Source organism: Aquimarina sp. AD1 (assembly GCF_003443695.1).
Classification (GTDB): domain Bacteria; phylum Bacteroidota; class Bacteroidia; order Flavobacteriales; family Flavobacteriaceae; genus Aquimarina; species Aquimarina latercula.
Genome location: NZ_CP031966.1, coordinates 167,331 through 183,211 on the forward strand (window position 1 = coordinate 167,331; position 15,881 = coordinate 183,211).

Consider the following 15,881-nt stretch of genomic DNA (forward strand, 5'->3'; position numbering starts at 1 on the left):
TTGTTTTTAATAAGCTGCAAATTTACTACTTTTCTTAAGAAAGTATTGTATAAAACTTTATCGTAATGATAGAGTTATTCACTAAATTTTAAACAACGATTAAAAATAAAAAAAAGCGGCTTTTCTAGCCGCTTTTCGTTTTATCGTATGATTACCTTTTTGGTAATACTTCTTTTAGAAGAAATAATTTCTAAGAGCAGCACACCTTGAGGTAAATTATTTAATTGAATGGTTTCGTCAATATTCTTTTTAGAGACTATTCGCTTACCAGTAATATCATAAACATTTACTTCATTATTTACACTATTTGAAATGTCTATCGTCAGTCTTCTATCTAAAGAAGGGTTTGGATATACCGTTATAAGGTTATCCAGATCAAGATCATCCACCCCTAATGTTGTATCATAGCAGGTCCAGGATAAATCATCAATAATTACTCGGTCACTAGTTGTAGCTTTATCAGTAAAAGAAACTATAATATTTCCAGTTACATTGATGTTATTAATAGTAGTCGTTTCTTGAACATCGCTATAAGGTATTGTTCCTACTTCAGTTCCGTTAACTCTAATGGTAAATGTTCCTGTACCACCACTAAAGGCTCTTAGCGTAGTAACAGTAAGTGATCCAATTCCTCCAGAAATTGAAGAAGAAGTTAGTTCACCATTTCTAATAGTAATTGCACTTGCAGTTAATGTCTGGTCTGTTCTGGCATCCGTAGCGGTCCATTCTCCTCCGTCATCACCAGTCCAAGTACGTTCGGAATATGAACTAGAAGCGGCTCCAATATTACCAAACGTTTCTGTAGCACAAGCAGTTCCGCCAGTTCCGCCAGTTAATGTGGTTCCGTTCACAGGAGCACTTTGAGAGGATTCGTTTCCTGCAGCATCTTTTGCCAATACTGTAAAAGCATATGTTGTTTCCGAACTTAAACCACCTACTGTGGTTGTTGTAGAAGAAACAGATTTATTAAAAACACTATTTACATATATATCATACTCAGTTACGGCTATATTATCTGTAGAAGCTGTCCAAGACAAGTCGATACTATTAGAAGTTTCATTAGATACCATTATGTTAGTAGGTGATGTTGGAGCTTCTGAATCAATTACAGTACTCCATATCATTTCTACGTATTCTGGATGATCAATAAATGGATTTCTGTTACTCTGTCTTCCAAAAATTGCATTATTTCTGTCGATTTCTCTTGTTGATACAGGATCTTGATTATGCCAAGTTATAAGAATGTTTAAAAAGGTTTGATCAAAAACTTGATCACTTGTTCCATTAAACATGGTATATGAATAACCAGCTACGTCATCTTCATAGCGAGTGGCAAAGTAAAAATGCATTCTGGCAATATCTCCTTTAAACTCGTCTATTGGCTCAAAAACGGTAGCTGCATATCCTGCTGAATATCCTGAATTTACATTATTCCCTCTTTTAGAACCATTTGTGGTAGTTAAGTTAGCTGTTTCCACTCTTCCAAATGGTAAACTACCACGAGCACCATTTACGAATTTGTCAGAAGGAACCACAAAATGAGCATCTGAACGTTGAGGAGTTACTTGATTAAAAACAGATTGTGGTATTATATGTTCTCTATTGTAAAATTCTCCTTCTGAAGTTCCTCCAGATCCAGGGTCTTGATCTGTAAAGTGAGTATATTCGTAATCATCAGCTCCTGTCGGGTTTTCTGAGTACATATCTAGTACACTTCCGTTATTTTCATAATATGAGTCAGAATCTGACGCTACATATGTAGTGTACAGCCCGCTATATCCGGGATCTGTTGATTGAAACTCTGGAGATAATCCATCATTATCACTATCAATAATATTTTTTAATTGTGTTTTTAGCGTATATCCTGATCCAGTAGCAGAATTATAATATCCGGTAGGAACTTGACTATATCCTATATAAAATGTACAAAGTGCAATAAGAAGTAGTTTTGTTTTCATTGTTTGTTACGTAAGTTGAGTTATTTTCTTTCTAGCAATGCCATGTAAAATCCATCATATCCAGATTCTGAAGAAAGCACTTTTTTATCTTTTATAAAAGTAAAACCTTTTCCTATTTCTTTAGTTAAGAAAGCTTTAACTTGATCTTGATTTTCAGAAGGAAGTATGGAGCAAGTTGCATATACCAGCTTTCCACCTGGTTTAACCATTTTAGAATAACTTTCTAAAATCTGTGATTGAGTTTGTTTAATTTTATCTAGAAACTCTGGTTGCAATTTCCATTTAGCATCTGGATTTCTACTTAAAACACCTAATCCACTACAGGGAGCATCGATTAAAACGCGATCTGCTTTGGCATGTAGTTTCTTGATATCTTTAGAACTCTCTATAGTTCTTGGCTCTATATTATGAGCACCTGCTCTTCTTGCTCTTCTTTTAAGTTCTTTTAACTTATTGCCATAGATATCCATGGCAATTATTTGCCCTTTATTTTCCATTAAAGCAGCCAGGTGTAGTGTTTTTCCTCCTGCTCCGGCACAAGTGTCTACTACTCGTTGACCAGGTTTTACATCTAAGAAATCGGCTACCAATTGAGAAGAAGCGTCCTGTACCTCGAAGAATCCCTTTTTAAAAGCTTCTGTAGAAAAGACATTAGCTCTTTCTGTGAGCTGAAGCGCTGATGAATATCCTTTTATAAATTCGGTATCTATATTTTCATCTTCAAGGATACTTCTAAGTTTATCTCTAGATATTTTTAATGCATTAGTTCTAAGTACTACAGGTGCTTGTTCATTTAAAGCAGCAATTTCCTTTTCCCATTTTTTTCCAAGCTCTTTTTCGCCTAATTCATCCATCCAATCAGGAATAGATTCTCTAAACTTGCGAATTTGACTTAATTCGTCGAAACGACCTTTGATACGTCTTGTTGGTGTAGGAACAATCTGTTTCCAATCGGGTAAAGTAATTCCTCTAAGTGTCGCCCAAACCGCAAAAATCCTCCAAAGATTTTCTCTTGAAAATGGTTCCGAAACATCAGCAATCTCTGCATAAAGACGTTTCCATCGTACAATGTCATAAACGGTTTCTGCAACAAAACTTCTGTCGCGAGAACCCCATCTTTTGTCTCGTTTTAGTAATTTCTGAACTACCTTATCCGCATAAGCTTCTTCATTAAAAATTTCATTGAGTCCATCAATTACAGCAAAGACCAGATTTCTATGTAAACGCATCCTTTATTTTTTTAGGGTTTGCAAAGGTAATCCTTTGCTTTAGAATAGTGTTATATTTGGTTTAAAAATATTGGGTATGAGATTTTTACTATCATTAATTACTTTGATACTTCTTTTTAGTTGTAGTTCTGAAAAACCTATAGTTGTTAATCATAATTTTTCTGCTGTCGAGGTGTCACCTTTTTATGATGATTCTGTTAGTATTAGAGCTGTCGATATAAGTGATAATCAATTAATTTTTGCTGGTAGTAATGGGATATATGGAACTTTTGATATTGATAATGAGTTTAACGTAAAGAATAAAAAAATCTCAGTTTTAGATTTTGAGGGAAGAAAAATTCAATTTAGAGCTATTGCGCAAACTAAGACCGATTTTTTTGTATTAAGTATTGAATCGCCAGCATTATTATATAAGGTTAACAAGCAAAGTAGGGAACCAAAATTAGTATACAAAGAGGATCACGATAAAGTATTTTATGATTCTATGGTATTTTGGGATAATACCGATGGAATAGCAATGGGGGATCCTACCGATGGATGTTTATCAGTTATACGAACCAAAGATGGGGGAGAAACCTGGAATAAAGTTTCTTGCGATGTATTACCAAAGACTGCAAAAGGAGAAGCTGCATTTGCTGCAAGTAACGGAAATATAAAAATAATAGAGGATGATGTTTGGATGGCTTCAGGAGGAATTAAATCTAGAGTATTTTATTCTTCTGATAAAGGTAATACTTGGAGTGTTTCAGAAACTCCGATAATTCAAGGTACAGAGACTAAAGGAGCGTATTCATTGGACTTTTATGATAAGAATATTGGAATAATATTCGGAGGAGATTATACAAAGCCAGAAGCAAATCAAAAAAATAAAGCCGTTACAACTGATGGAGGAAAAACTTGGAATTTAATTGCGGATGGGGTAGGAGCGGGTTATAAGAGTTGTGTCCGATATGTACCTAATAGTGAGGGAAAAGAGATTGTTACGGTTGGTTTTACAGGAATATCTATTTCCAATGACTCCGGAAATACCTGGAAAGATATAAGCGCAGAAAGCTTTTATACAATACGATTTATTAATGATAGTATAGCGATTGCAGCAGGTAAAAATAGAATGGCAAAATTGATTTTTAAAAGCAAAAAAAGTAAATGATCAATAGAGTTCATTTACTTTTTTATGATAATAGATTGTTTTTTTACTTTCCTTGACGTCTATTTCGTAGTTGTTTTAATAAACGTTTATTAAAGTCCATTTCTGCTTTTACCAGTTTTAGGATTTTTTTATGCGGAATCACCTGTCTTAAATCGGTAATTAGTTTTTTACGCATTAGGTGTTTTTTTTCTTCCGCTTTTATATAGTTATTTAAAAAGTCCTTTGCTTGTGTTTCAGTTAGATTTTCGAAACCATTAGATTCCTTAATGGCTCTAAGAGACTTACGTTCTGTCCTTTTAAGGTTTTCCATAGTTTCTTCATGCTCATTATAAATAGGCCAAAATTCTTGAGCTTCTTTACTACTTAGATCTAATTGTTCCGTTATGTAAGCTATTTTTAAAGCTTTTACTTTTCCTCTAGGTCCTCTTTGACCAAAAGAGAAGTTAATAGTAAAAACGATAATAAATAGTAGTAATATCTTTTTCATGTGCTCTTTTTTATTCAACATATATAATTTCATCCTCTAATTCTTCATCTGATAAATAGTTTTCTAATTCTTCGTCAGTAATATCTTCGTCACTAAATGTATTCGTTAGGTTAATTTCTTCGTCTAATAATTCTGCAATTTCAGAATCACTAAATTCTGCATTTCCTTCATCGAAATATTCTTGAATATCTACTATATCAACAGAATCAAAACTAAAAGAATCTTGTCCTTTATTTATTGATATAGAAATTATAATAGCTATCATAGCAGCTATACCAGAGATATATAAAATGTTTTTCCGAGATAAAAGTGATATTATTTTAGATTCTTGATTGGTATTTATTGTTTTTTGTAGAATAGTGTTCTCTACATTTTCAAAGTATTTGTCAGGAGCGCTTAATCCTGTTTTGATACTACCAGCAAGTATAGAGGATTCCTGATTCTCAGAATTTACGTTTTTAAATATATCGCGCTCAAGCTTATCAAAATAGTTTTCTGGAACTTTTAAACCAGAGTTAGCTTTATTGGGGAGTGCAGAATTGACTTGATCATCTTTAGAAATTTTTTCAAAAAGTTTCTCTTCGAAATTCTCGAAATAATCACTGGGAACTTTAAATCCTCCTTTTTTGTTATGTAAATTATTTTTTTTCACTATATCTAGGACGCTGTAAATGTAAAAAGGTTTAATTAGTTTTTAAATATTCTTCAATTTTTTTAGACGCTAGATGGTAAGAAGCTTTTAGAGCTCCCTCGCTAGTTTCCAAGATTTCAGAGATTTCTTTATATTTTAATTCTTGAAAATATTTCATATTGAATACTTGTTGTTGTTTTTGAGGTAATAATGCTATTGCTTTTTGTAGCTTAAGTTGGATTTCATCTCCTTCAAAATATACATCGGCTTCTAAGTTTTCAATAAGTTGTTGTTGTAGTTCTTCATTACTAATATTATACTTTTTTGCTTTTTGGTTCAAGAAGGTGATTGATTCATTGGTTGCAATTCTATACATCCAAGAATATAGTTTACTATCCCCTTTAAATTTTGAAATGTTCTTATATACTTTTATAAAGACATTTTGTAGGATATCATCGGTGTCGTCATGATTTTTGACCATATTTCTTATGTGCCAGTATAACCGTTGCTTATACATAGATACAAGCTTAGTAAAGGCATTATTTATGTCTTTATCTGTTTGTAACGCTATAAGTAAGTCCTCTTCTTGAATATTCAATAGTAAATAATGATTTAAGTAATGATTAGTATACGCTAGTTTACTATTAGACTAAAATAACAAAAAAAGGTTTAATATGATGTTGAATTATTTTCTTTGTAAGAATTTGTAGGAATAATTATATTATTTAGGTTAAAACAATATATTTTTTAGATAAAATACACAATAAATTTGTTTTATTAAAAAAATGTATTATCTTTACATTGTAATTTAGAAAAAATACTTTCACATTTTTTAAATGTAAAGTTCAAAAAAATAATTTTAGTTTTTATTTTATATTAAGCCCCTATATTAAGATGATTTGTTTCAATTAAAAGAGTGTTTCCGCACTCTTTTTTTTGTTTTCATTGTTTTTTTAGTTTCTTATTTTTTTATTATTAAAGTAAGAAAAATACTACTTTTTTGTTGTTTTTGATTTAACTTTTATGTTTTAATACATTTTTTATAGATAAAAAGCACATAAAGTTTGCGAGTTTAAAAAATTATAATATCTTTACATTGTAAATAAGAGTTAACGCTTTCATTTTCCCCAAGATGAAAGATTTTAATAAAAGTGAGTTTTAATTTTAGATTAAGCCCCTAAATTAAGATGATTTGTGTGAAGAAAAAGAGCGTGGAGACGCTCTTTTTTGTTTATACGCATATTTGCCCTCATATACTATAATTAAATAATATGTATTTGATAAGTAACAAAAAAGTAGGTTTTTACTTACTTTTTAATTGTTTTATGTATTTTTAAATGTTAAAAAGCACATTTTTACAGATAAAATACATTTTTTGTTTGCGTTATACAAAAATAGTTCTATCTTTACACTGTGAAAATGAGTTAGTACTTTCATTTCCCCCAAAATGAAGGTTTTTATAAAAGTGAGTTTTAATTTTAGATTAAGCCCCTAAATTAAGATGATTTGTGTGAAGAAAAAGAGCGTGGAGACGCTCTTTTTTGTTTATATGTATTTGATAATCTGGATTTTAATTATCAAATGATTGCATGGTAACTAGTTTTTGGTATGCACCATTTTTAGCAATAAGTTCTTCGTGAGTTCCTTGTTCTACAATACGTCCTTTTTGCATTACAACGATTAAATCAGAATTTTGTATAGTTGATAGCCTATGTGCTATTACAATACTCGTTCGATTTTTCATCATATTTTCTAAGGCAGATTGAACTAAACGTTCACTTTCTGTATCTAATGCTGAGGTAGCTTCATCCAGAATCATTATAGGCGGATTTTTAAGTACTGCTCTTGCAATAGAAAGCCTTTGTTTCTGCCCGCCACTTAATTTATCGCCACTATCACCAATAACGGAATTAAGTCCTTCTGGTTTTTCTTTTACAAATTCCCAAGCATTAGCAACTTTTAGAGCATTAATAATCTCTTCATCGGTTGCATCTTCTTTACCAATTAGCAAATTATTTTTAATAGTATCATGAAATAAAATAGAGTCCTGAGTAACTAAGCCCATTAATCCTCTAAGAGAATTTTTGGTAATATCTTTAATATCAGTACCATCAATTTTTATAGCTCCCTTGTTTACATCATAAAATCGGGTCACTAAGTTTGCTATAGTAGATTTACCACTACCTGATTGACCAACTAAGGCTACTGATTTTCCTTTTGGGACAGTAAGGTTAAAATCGTTTAAAACATATTCTTCTTCATATTTAAATGAAATATTTTCTAGCTTTATATCAGTAGTAAAGTCGTTTTTAGTTGTAGCTTCTGTTTTATCTTTTAATGGAGATTCTGTATTAAGAATTTCTAATACACGTTCTGCTGCCGCATTTCCTCTTTTTACTCCATAACTTGCTTTAGAAATTGCTTTGGCCGGAGTTAGAATATTATATGCAAGTCCCATATAAACAATAAAAAGACCTGGGTCTAAAGATTTTTCAACAAGTACCATTTGACCACCATACCATAATAGTATAGCTATTACAGTAATTCCTAAAAATTCGCTTGTAGGCGATGCTAGGTTTTGCCTATTTAATAGTGAATTCGAAAAATTGTAAAACCTTAATGTAGATTCTTGAAACTTTTTCCCAAAAATATTCTCGGCATTAAACCCTTTAATAACTTTTAATCCTCCTAACGTTTCTTCTACTATGGATAGAAAGTACCCTTGCTCTTTCTGAACTTTATCAGAGTGTTTTTTAAGTTTTTTTCCGATTAAGGAAATTAAAAAACCTGAAACTGGAATAAAAATAAAAACAAATATCGTTAGCTTCACACTAATTAATAACATTGCACATATAGTGAATATAATCATTAGCGGTTCTCTTACTATCAATTCTAATATTGATAAAAAGGAATGTTGAATCTCCAATACGTCTGTAGAAATTCTGGCGATAGTGTCTCCTTTTCTTTTTTCTGAAAAGTAGGAAAGAGGAAGGTCTATTGTTTTTTGATATAATTCATTTCGAATATCTTTTAATACTCCATTTCTTAAAAACGTAATGAAATACATAGCTAAATAGCTAAAGATATTTTTCATGAAAAACATAGTAATGACTAATACAACCATAAATAGGAGTACATCATCATTTCCTTGTTCTGCTTTTTGAGTAACAAAATAGTTAAGATAACTTTCCGCGTATTCTCTAATGTTTAAAATACCATTCCATTCAGGCTCTTGACTAACTCTTTTAGTCTGGTCAAAAAGAACATTTAACATTGGGAATAAAGATACCATTGCAAGTGTTCCAAATAGCGCATAGAAAATATTTGATATGATATTTAATATTGCATATATTTTATAAGGTTTCGCAAAGCGAAGGATTTGTTTAAAGTAATTCATTAATTATTTTAGAAACGGTAATAACCGTCATTTAAGTTAATTGTAAATCTTTTTTGATTGCTGCTATTTTAGTATTCAGTTTTTGTTCCACAGTATCAAAAGCTGACAAATCGTCAATAGATTCTTGTACACTCATATAGAACTTAATTTTTGGCTCGGTTCCACTTGGTCTTGCAGCTATTTTGCTTCCTGCTTCAGTGTAAAAAATCAATACATTAGATTTTGGGATTTCAATTGAATGTTCAGTTTTATATAAAGTATTTGTTGCTATGCTTGTTTGATAATCTTCAATTAATACAATCTTTTCTTCAGCGATCTCGGTAGGAGGATTGTTTCTTAAATCGATCATTGTTTGCTTGATTTCCTCAGCTCCTTTTATTCCTTTTTTTACAAGAGAAACAAGGTTTTCTTTGTAAAAGCCGTGATCAACATATAGGTTTAATAGCTCTTTATAAAATGAACTTCCATGAGATTTTGTGTACGCAACAATCTCACAGGCCAGAAGGGTAGAGGTAACGGCATCTTTATCTCTAACGAAGTCACCTACCATAAAACCAAAGCTCTCTTCACCACCACCAATAAAATGTTTGTCAGGGAAGTCTTTAATAAGTTTAGCGATCCATTTAAAACCAGTAAGTACTTCTTTGTATTCTACCTCATATGCTGCTGCAAGGTTTTTCATCATTGGAGTGGATACGATAGTAGAGGCAATAAATTCGTTTCCTTTTATTCCTTTTGATTTATAATGCTTTAATAAAAACCAAGTCATTACAATCATGGTTTGATTTCCGTTAAGTAATTGTAATTCTCCGTTAGTATTTCTAACAGCAATCCCTAGTCGGTCGCAATCTGGATCTGTTCCGATTACAATATCGGCATTCACTTTTTCGGCAAGTGCTGTTGCCATTGCAAGTGCTTCTGGCTCTTCTGGATTTGGAGATTTTACCGTTGGAAAATTACCATCAGGTACTTCCTGTTCTTTTACAATATGTACATTGCTGTATCCTGCCTTCTTCAAAGTTTCAGGAACCGCAGTGATGGATGTGCCATGTAGTGAGGTAAATACAATGGTCGTATTATCTTTTGCTTCTTGTGTAGCAGCAAAACTTCCATTCTTTACACTATTCTCTATAAAAGGAGTATCAATTTCTTTATCTATTATTTTTATAAGTTCTGTATTTGCATCAAACTTAATATCAGCATAATTCAGAGTGTTTATTTCGGCAATGATTTCGCCATCTTGTGGTGGTACTAATTGTCCTCCATCTTGCCAGTATACTTTGTATCCATTATACTCAGGAGGGTTATGACTAGCAGTTAGTACGATTCCGCAATGGCATCCTAATTCTTTTACAGCGTACGAAAGTTCTGGTGTTGGTCGCAAACTAGAAAATAGATAAACTTGTATGCCATTAGCAGAAAATACATCGGCTACTAATTGTGCCAGTGTATCACTATTATTTCTACAATCGTATGCGATTACTGCCTTTGCTTGTTCACCATGGAATTGTTTCTGTAAATAATTACTCAACCCTTGTGTACTTTTTCCTAAGGTGTATTTATTTATGCGATTTGTTCCTACTCCCATAATACCTCGCATACCACCAGTTCCAAACTCTAAGTCTTTGTAAAAACTCTCCTTTAATACATCAGAGTCTTGTTGTTGTAGTTTTACAATTTCTTCTTGCGTTTGTTTGTCAAAAACAGGTGATAACCATTCTTCAACTCTAGTGTGGATTAAGGATTCTGAAACTTGCATTTGTTTAGGTTTTGTTGATAAAAGTATTATTTAATTTTGTTAGAAAATTCCTGTAAAAAGGAAGATCCACGTTAAATTTAAGTTATTTAATAATCTAATGATAAAAGGGGTGTTCGTTTATATTTTTATTATACAATAGAGGGTTATAAATGTATTTTTTCAGAAATATGATATCGTTCTTTATCACGTTTGCTGGTTAACATAATTTCTCCTAGAAAGCCAGCTAAGAAAAACTGCGTTCCTAGTATCATCGATGTCAAAGCGATATAAAATTCTGGTCGCGAGGCTATCAATCTTCCTGTTTTTTCTATAAAGAGTTTATCTATCCCTAAATATAATGAAAAACAGAACCCTATTATAAAAAGAATTGTACCAATCAGACCAAAGAAATGCATAGGTCGTTTTCCAAAACGTGACATAAACCAAATGGTGATCAAATCTAAGAACCCATTTACGAAACGGTTCATCCCGAATTTAGTTTTACCATATTTTCTCGCTTGATGTAAAACAACTTTTTCGCCGATCTTATTAAATCCTGCATTTTTTGCTAATACAGGTATGTAACGATGCATTTCTCCATGAACATCTACCTGCTTAACTACTTGATTTTTATATGCTTTTAATCCGCAATTAAAATCGTGCAACTTTAAACCAGATGTTTTTCTTGCAGCTGCATTAAAAAGTTTAGAGGGTAAATTTTTAGCAATTACAGAATCATACCGTTTCTTTTTCCAACCAGATATTAAATCGTATCCATCTTTAATGATCATATCATACATCTCCGGAATTTCTTCTGGATTATCTTGCAGATCTGCATCCATAGTAATGATTACATCTCCTTGCGCTTCTGCAAAACCTGCGTGTAGCGCTTGCGATTTACCATAGTTTTTAAGGAATTGTATTCCTTTTACATTTTGATCTTTTTTTGATAAAGAGGTAATAGTATCCCACGATTTATCGGTACTACCATCATCAATAAAAAGAATTTCATACGTATATTGCTTGGATTGCATCACTTTTACAATCCAATTATAAAGTTCGGTAAGTGATTCTTGCTCGTTAAGCAATGGTATGACTACAGAAATATCCATACTATGATGATGCTACTTTAGTTTTAAAAACAGAACCTGCAATTAATGATATCACAGCTCCAATAAATATGAACCATATGGTATACATGATTACACCGATATAGGATTTACTACTATCTTGATTTTCTAAATTTTGTTTTACCTGATCCAATTGTTCTGGAGTAAACTGTTCTGTAAAACGTAATGTCATATTAGTTTGAAAATCAGGATCTATATAAACATCATATATATATGCCATAGAACAGTAACACAAGCCAACTATACCCATTATTATAATCCCAACTTTTAATGCATCAGTAATATTTAGCACACTTTTATGTGTTTTATATTTTTTGATTACATATATAATGATAACAATCTCCAATATTAACGCAATTAAAAAAGTAAGATAATAAAGGATGGGAGATATGTTTAATATTCTTGATAGGTAATCCAACGCTACTCTAGCGATACCGGTGGATATAGCTATGATAATAATATAAGTAAGAAAATTTTTATGAGAAACCCCCATTGATATTTTAGTAAAATGATTTGGTTGACAAATATAGGTATTCCATTTATAGAAAATTACATAAAAAAATTGGATTGCCGTTTAGGCAATCCAATTGTATTTTTTACTTTATGTGTGTTCTAGTATAAAGGTTCTTTCTTTTTTATTGCTAAAGAAGCTAATAATCCAATAATGATATATATAAGCATTCCCCAGAACCAACCTTTTATTTGATTAACAAGGCTAAATTGATTTTCTTCTTGCATTTTTGCTACCGCTTTCTCAATTTCTGATTCTGGTGTTCCGAATTTTTCCATGAAACCAACAGTAGATTCTATAATTTGTTCGTTAATAGCCGTGGCTGCATCTGGATCAACTGCAACATATATTAAAATAGTAACAACTGTACTAATTAATGTTCCTATGGCAACGGTTATTAAATAAGAAGTAAATGCTTTTTTAAAGTCTATAAAACCACCAAGTAACTTTCTACTTTTTACTGCAGAAACGATACCAAAGACGATGATCATTAGCGATAATCCAATTCCGGCCATCCAATTAGTATACATTCCTTGGTATACTGTATAGGCAAGAACAGTTACAAGTGATAGGACTACTCCTAAAATAACTCCAAGAGATATAGCATTAGATTTAACAGATTTTTCCATAATTATATAGTTTTGGTTATTTAGATATAACACATAAGTACACAAATTTACGAATTTGTTACATTTTGCTCAGAAAAATATTGATATGTATAATTAAATGTGGAGTAGGGTTACTTAAATGGATCTCTTTTTTTACTTATGATGAGGCCGGAAATGAGTCCGAATAAAAAACCATAAAAAAGATCTTCAATAATAGCTTTTGTAATCATTCTCCAGGAAGAGGAATGCTTCTTATTGATAGCTAATGTTCTTTCAATATTTTCTTGAGTGAAATCTGCAGAAGTCTCAGCTATTCTTTTTATATGATTATCCTCTAATTGAGTTATTATTTCAGGATCAATAACCTTTATCAAAAGGACTTTCCATAAAACAGCCATTAGACCACCTAATAGAGAAATTCCAATACTAATTTTCAGTGCTTCCCCAAGACTAATAAATCCATTATTACTTTTTTTAAATATTAGCTGACCAATAACTATACTAATAACCGTAATCAAAAAAAGGATAATTAAATGAGCTAAGCCCTGATTGGCGTAGTAACCGCTTAGATAGGAAGTAAGGCTAAAAATAATTCTTGCTATTCCAAAAATTACACCAAATTTAATAATGGTTTCTCTTATAGGAATAATCTTACCTTTCATTTTTTAACAGGGTGTTTGTTTGCATAAATTCTTGCTCAAATATAATAAAATGTTAATTATAAGATAGTTGTTTTGTTATTTTTTTAGACCATTTTAAATAAAAAATGCTATATTTACGTTATATTATTACGGTTAAACCATTGTTTTTATTGTTTTTTACAAGTCAAAGACAATAATTTAGATGTGTATTTTAGCTGCTTTTTATAACTTTTTAACTCCCAAAATATTGTAGTATGAAAACAAAATTATTCTTTCTAATAAGTTTTATGCTTATTCTATTTACTTCTTGTTCTACCGATGAAAATAATAATGAAATATCTTTAGAAGAACAAGAATTAAAAGTAAAAAACCTTGTAGAATTTTTTGCTAGAGATGTAATTCCTTCTCCAAGTTTTGTTAAATATGTTGAAGTTGTACAATTAAAATCTTCAACTGGTTTAACTCAAGAAGAAATGCAAGAACTCGAACAAGAATTATTAAGTCAGCAAAGTGCTGAATTTGTAGAATTGTATTATTATGTAGTATCATTAAATTTAACAGAAAATGAACTTAGGAATGTAGTGATTGAATATCTTTCCTTAGCGAAAACAAATTCTCTTAGTCAATCAAAGAATGATGATTGCACAACTTCTTCTTCTCCAGATGGAACTGATTCTTTAATATCAATATTAATTAAACTTTTTTCATGTCAAGAAAGTGGAGAAGATGAAGAAGCTAATTAAATTAATTTTAGACAAAAAAATAATAACTTAAATATTGCTATTCTACAAAAAATGTTTAAATTTGCACCTCGAAAATGATAATATTATATAATGAGAAAAGATATTCACCCAGATAATTATAGACTAGTTGCCTTTAAGGATATGTCAAATGATGAAGTTTTTTTAACTAAATCTACTGCGAATACTAAAGAAACACTTGAAGTTGATGGTGTTGAGTATCCGTTAGTGAAATTAGAAATTTCAAGAACTTCTCATCCTTTCTATACAGGTAAATCTAAACTTATCGATACTGCAGGACGTATCGACAAGTTCAAAAACAAATATGCTAAATTCAAAAAGTAATTTAGTACACAACGATTTTAAGAAGCCTTTCTTTTCAGAAAGGCTTTTTTGTTTTTATACGTTACCGTATTTTTGATTCGCAATACAAATTTTTCACTTTTATAGCTATGAATTATATTCTTTTTGATGGAGCTTCTAGAAACTCACTTCTTCCTTTTACGTATACCAGACCTGTTGCTGATATCAGAATCGGAATTTTGACTATTCGAGAGAAATGGGAAAAACATTTAGGGTATGCTACTTCTACAATTACAGAGGATTATCTTAGTGAGAAATATCCAATGGTAGAATTAGAGGAGAACGTGATGATTAATGCTTCATTTCTTCCCACAGAAAATTTGGTAAGGATGGTTTCAAATTTAGAGCCAGATCAAGCTATTTTTTATGATGATGAGCCAATTGCTTTTTATGCAAAAGAAGATCAAGAGGTAGATTTTGATGTGTATGAAGTGATACAATATAATTACGATGTGTTTACGGTTAAATACACTTGGGATATTTTTTCTAAAAATGAACGGGCAATCAAAGAAGATTTTGATTTGTTGACTAAGGATAGAGAAAGTCAACCGATACCAGAAAGTAATAATGTAATCGAACCAGAAAATGTTTTTTTAGAAGAAGGTGCTAAATTAGAGTTTACTACGCTCAATGCTTCTGTAGGACCTATTTATATCGGTAAGGATGCAGAGATTATGGAAGGAAGTTTAATCAGAGGACCTTTTGTGCTGTGTGATCATGCTACTGTAAAAATGGGTGCTAAAATATATGGAGGAACTACAATCGGACCTCATTCTAAAATAGGAGGAGAGGTTAGTAATTCTGTGGTGTTTGGATATTCTAATAAAGGCCATGATGGTTTTATTGGGAATACAGTATTAGGAGAGTGGTGTAATCTTGGTGCAGACACCAATACATCGAATCTTAAAAATAATTATGCTCCAGTGCGATTATGGAGTTATGAAACTGAAGGTTTTGCTAAAACAGGGTTACAGTTTTGTGGATTGATGATGGGGGATCACTCTAAATGTGGTATTAATACAATGTTTAACACAGGAACGGTTGTAGGAGTAAATGCCAATATTTTTGGAAGTGGATTTCCACGTAATTTTGTACCTAGTTATAGTTGGGGTGGAAGTAGTGGTTTTACTACATATCTTACTAAAAAAGCTTTTGAAGTAGCAAAAGTAGTGATGGCTAGACGTAAAATCGAATTAACGGAAGAGGATCAAAAAATCTTAGAACATATTTTTGAAAAAACAAAAATATGGCGAAAGAGTTATGAGTGATATAAACCCCATCTTAATAAAAAAGATGGG

The 15,881-nt window shown here is 31.3% G+C and carries 15 protein-coding genes; 4 read left to right on the forward strand and 11 right to left on the reverse strand.

Annotated elements, in window-relative coordinates; translation table 11 throughout:
* Positions 1–140: 140 nt before the first annotated feature.
* Both D1815_RS00760 and D1815_RS00765 read right to left on the reverse strand, forming a co-directional pair.
* Positions 141–1,958 (reverse strand): endonuclease, encoded by a 1,818-nt coding sequence (locus D1815_RS00760; protein ID WP_118385545.1) that lies wholly within the window; start codon positions 1,956–1,958, stop codon positions 141–143.
* 20 nt (positions 1,959–1,978) lie between these two features.
* Positions 1,979–3,187: an RsmB/NOP family class I SAM-dependent RNA methyltransferase gene (locus tag D1815_RS00765; RefSeq protein WP_118385546.1), complete on the reverse strand. Its 1,209-nt coding sequence runs from the start codon at positions 3,185–3,187 to the stop codon at positions 1,979–1,981.
* A gap of 76 nt (positions 3,188–3,263) precedes the next feature.
* Between D1815_RS00765 and D1815_RS00770 the strand changes: the two genes are divergently transcribed.
* Complete coding sequence (locus tag D1815_RS00770; protein WP_118385547.1) at positions 3,264–4,337, forward strand: oxidoreductase; 1,074 nt, start codon at positions 3,264–3,266, stop codon at positions 4,335–4,337.
* Between the two features lie 43 nt (positions 4,338–4,380).
* On the opposite strand, the gene D1815_RS00775 is transcribed toward D1815_RS00770, so the two are convergent.
* From D1815_RS00775 to D1815_RS00815, 9 genes are all read right to left on the reverse strand, one after another.
* Positions 4,381–4,824, reverse strand: coding sequence for a hypothetical protein (locus tag D1815_RS00775; protein ID WP_147404251.1), 444 nt, complete (start codon positions 4,822–4,824; stop codon positions 4,381–4,383).
* A 10-nt stretch (positions 4,825–4,834) separates the two neighbouring features.
* Entirely contained in the window at positions 4,835–5,476 is a 642-nt protein-coding gene (locus D1815_RS00780) for a hypothetical protein (protein ID WP_027392064.1), read from the reverse strand.
* Positions 5,477–5,507: 31 nt separating this feature from the next.
* Complete coding sequence (locus tag D1815_RS00785) at positions 5,508–6,047, reverse strand: RNA polymerase sigma factor (RefSeq protein ID WP_369899416.1); 540 nt, start codon at positions 6,045–6,047, stop codon at positions 5,508–5,510.
* Positions 6,048–7,025: 978 nt separating this feature from the next.
* Positions 7,026–8,852 (reverse strand): ABC transporter ATP-binding protein, encoded by a 1,827-nt coding sequence (locus tag D1815_RS00790; RefSeq protein ID WP_027392062.1) that lies wholly within the window; start codon positions 8,850–8,852, stop codon positions 7,026–7,028.
* A gap of 31 nt (positions 8,853–8,883) precedes the next feature.
* Positions 8,884–10,611 (reverse strand): phospho-sugar mutase, encoded by a 1,728-nt coding sequence (locus D1815_RS00795; protein ID WP_118385550.1) that lies wholly within the window; start codon positions 10,609–10,611, stop codon positions 8,884–8,886.
* 143 nt (positions 10,612–10,754) lie between these two features.
* A complete protein-coding gene (locus tag D1815_RS00800; RefSeq protein ID WP_118385551.1) occupies positions 10,755–11,702 on the reverse strand; it encodes a glycosyltransferase family 2 protein in 948 nt (315 codons plus the stop codon).
* A 1-nt stretch (position 11,703) separates the two neighbouring features.
* On the reverse strand, positions 11,704–12,213 hold the full coding sequence (locus D1815_RS00805) for a DUF4199 domain-containing protein (protein WP_118385552.1): 510 nt from the start codon (positions 12,211–12,213) through the stop codon (positions 11,704–11,706).
* A 119-nt stretch (positions 12,214–12,332) separates the two neighbouring features.
* Complete coding sequence (locus D1815_RS00810; RefSeq protein WP_108803781.1) at positions 12,333–12,860, reverse strand: DUF4199 domain-containing protein; 528 nt, start codon at positions 12,858–12,860, stop codon at positions 12,333–12,335.
* A gap of 110 nt (positions 12,861–12,970) precedes the next feature.
* Complete coding sequence (locus D1815_RS00815; protein ID WP_118385553.1) at positions 12,971–13,501, reverse strand: DUF4199 domain-containing protein; 531 nt, start codon at positions 13,499–13,501, stop codon at positions 12,971–12,973.
* A gap of 233 nt (positions 13,502–13,734) precedes the next feature.
* Between D1815_RS00815 and D1815_RS00820 the strand changes: the two genes are divergently transcribed.
* The 3 genes from D1815_RS00820 (at position 13,735) to D1815_RS00830 (ending at position 15,851) form a co-directional block, all read left to right on the forward strand.
* Complete coding sequence (locus D1815_RS00820; protein WP_162897316.1) at positions 13,735–14,223, forward strand: hypothetical protein; 489 nt, start codon at positions 13,735–13,737, stop codon at positions 14,221–14,223.
* 90 nt (positions 14,224–14,313) lie between these two features.
* Positions 14,314–14,565, forward strand: coding sequence for a type B 50S ribosomal protein L31 (locus tag D1815_RS00825; RefSeq protein WP_027392055.1), 252 nt, complete (start codon positions 14,314–14,316; stop codon positions 14,563–14,565).
* A gap of 107 nt (positions 14,566–14,672) precedes the next feature.
* A complete protein-coding gene (locus tag D1815_RS00830) occupies positions 14,673–15,851 on the forward strand; it encodes a GlmU family protein (RefSeq protein ID WP_118385555.1) in 1,179 nt (392 codons plus the stop codon).
* The last annotated feature ends 30 nt before the right edge of the window (positions 15,852–15,881 follow it).

Coding starts and splice junctions, on each gene's coding strand:
- D1815_RS00810 (WP_108803781.1), bottom strand. CDS start 12,860: ATGGAAAAATCTGTTAAATCTAATGCTATATCTCTTGGAGTTATTTTA.
- D1815_RS00775 (WP_147404251.1), bottom strand. CDS start 4,824: ATGAAAAAGATATTACTACTATTTATTATCGTTTTTACTATTAACTTC.
- D1815_RS00815 (WP_118385553.1), bottom strand. CDS start 13,501: ATGAAAGGTAAGATTATTCCTATAAGAGAAACCATTATTAAATTTGGT.
- D1815_RS00770 (WP_118385547.1), top strand. CDS start 3,264: ATGAGATTTTTACTATCATTAATTACTTTGATACTTCTTTTTAGTTGT.
- D1815_RS00820 (WP_162897316.1), top strand. CDS start 13,735: ATGAAAACAAAATTATTCTTTCTAATAAGTTTTATGCTTATTCTATTT.
- D1815_RS00805 (WP_118385552.1), bottom strand. CDS start 12,213: ATGGGGGTTTCTCATAAAAATTTTCTTACTTATATTATTATCATAGCT.
- D1815_RS00800 (WP_118385551.1), bottom strand. CDS start 11,702: ATGGATATTTCTGTAGTCATACCATTGCTTAACGAGCAAGAATCACTT.
- D1815_RS00825 (WP_027392055.1), top strand. CDS start 14,314: ATGAGAAAAGATATTCACCCAGATAATTATAGACTAGTTGCCTTTAAG.
- D1815_RS00790 (WP_027392062.1), bottom strand. CDS start 8,852: ATGAATTACTTTAAACAAATCCTTCGCTTTGCGAAACCTTATAAAATA.
- D1815_RS00760 (WP_118385545.1), bottom strand. CDS start 1,958: ATGAAAACAAAACTACTTCTTATTGCACTTTGTACATTTTATATAGGA.
- D1815_RS00765 (WP_118385546.1), bottom strand. CDS start 3,187: ATGCGTTTACATAGAAATCTGGTCTTTGCTGTAATTGATGGACTCAAT.
- D1815_RS00795 (WP_118385550.1), bottom strand. CDS start 10,611: ATGCAAGTTTCAGAATCCTTAATCCACACTAGAGTTGAAGAATGGTTA.
- D1815_RS00830 (WP_118385555.1), top strand. CDS start 14,673: ATGAATTATATTCTTTTTGATGGAGCTTCTAGAAACTCACTTCTTCCT.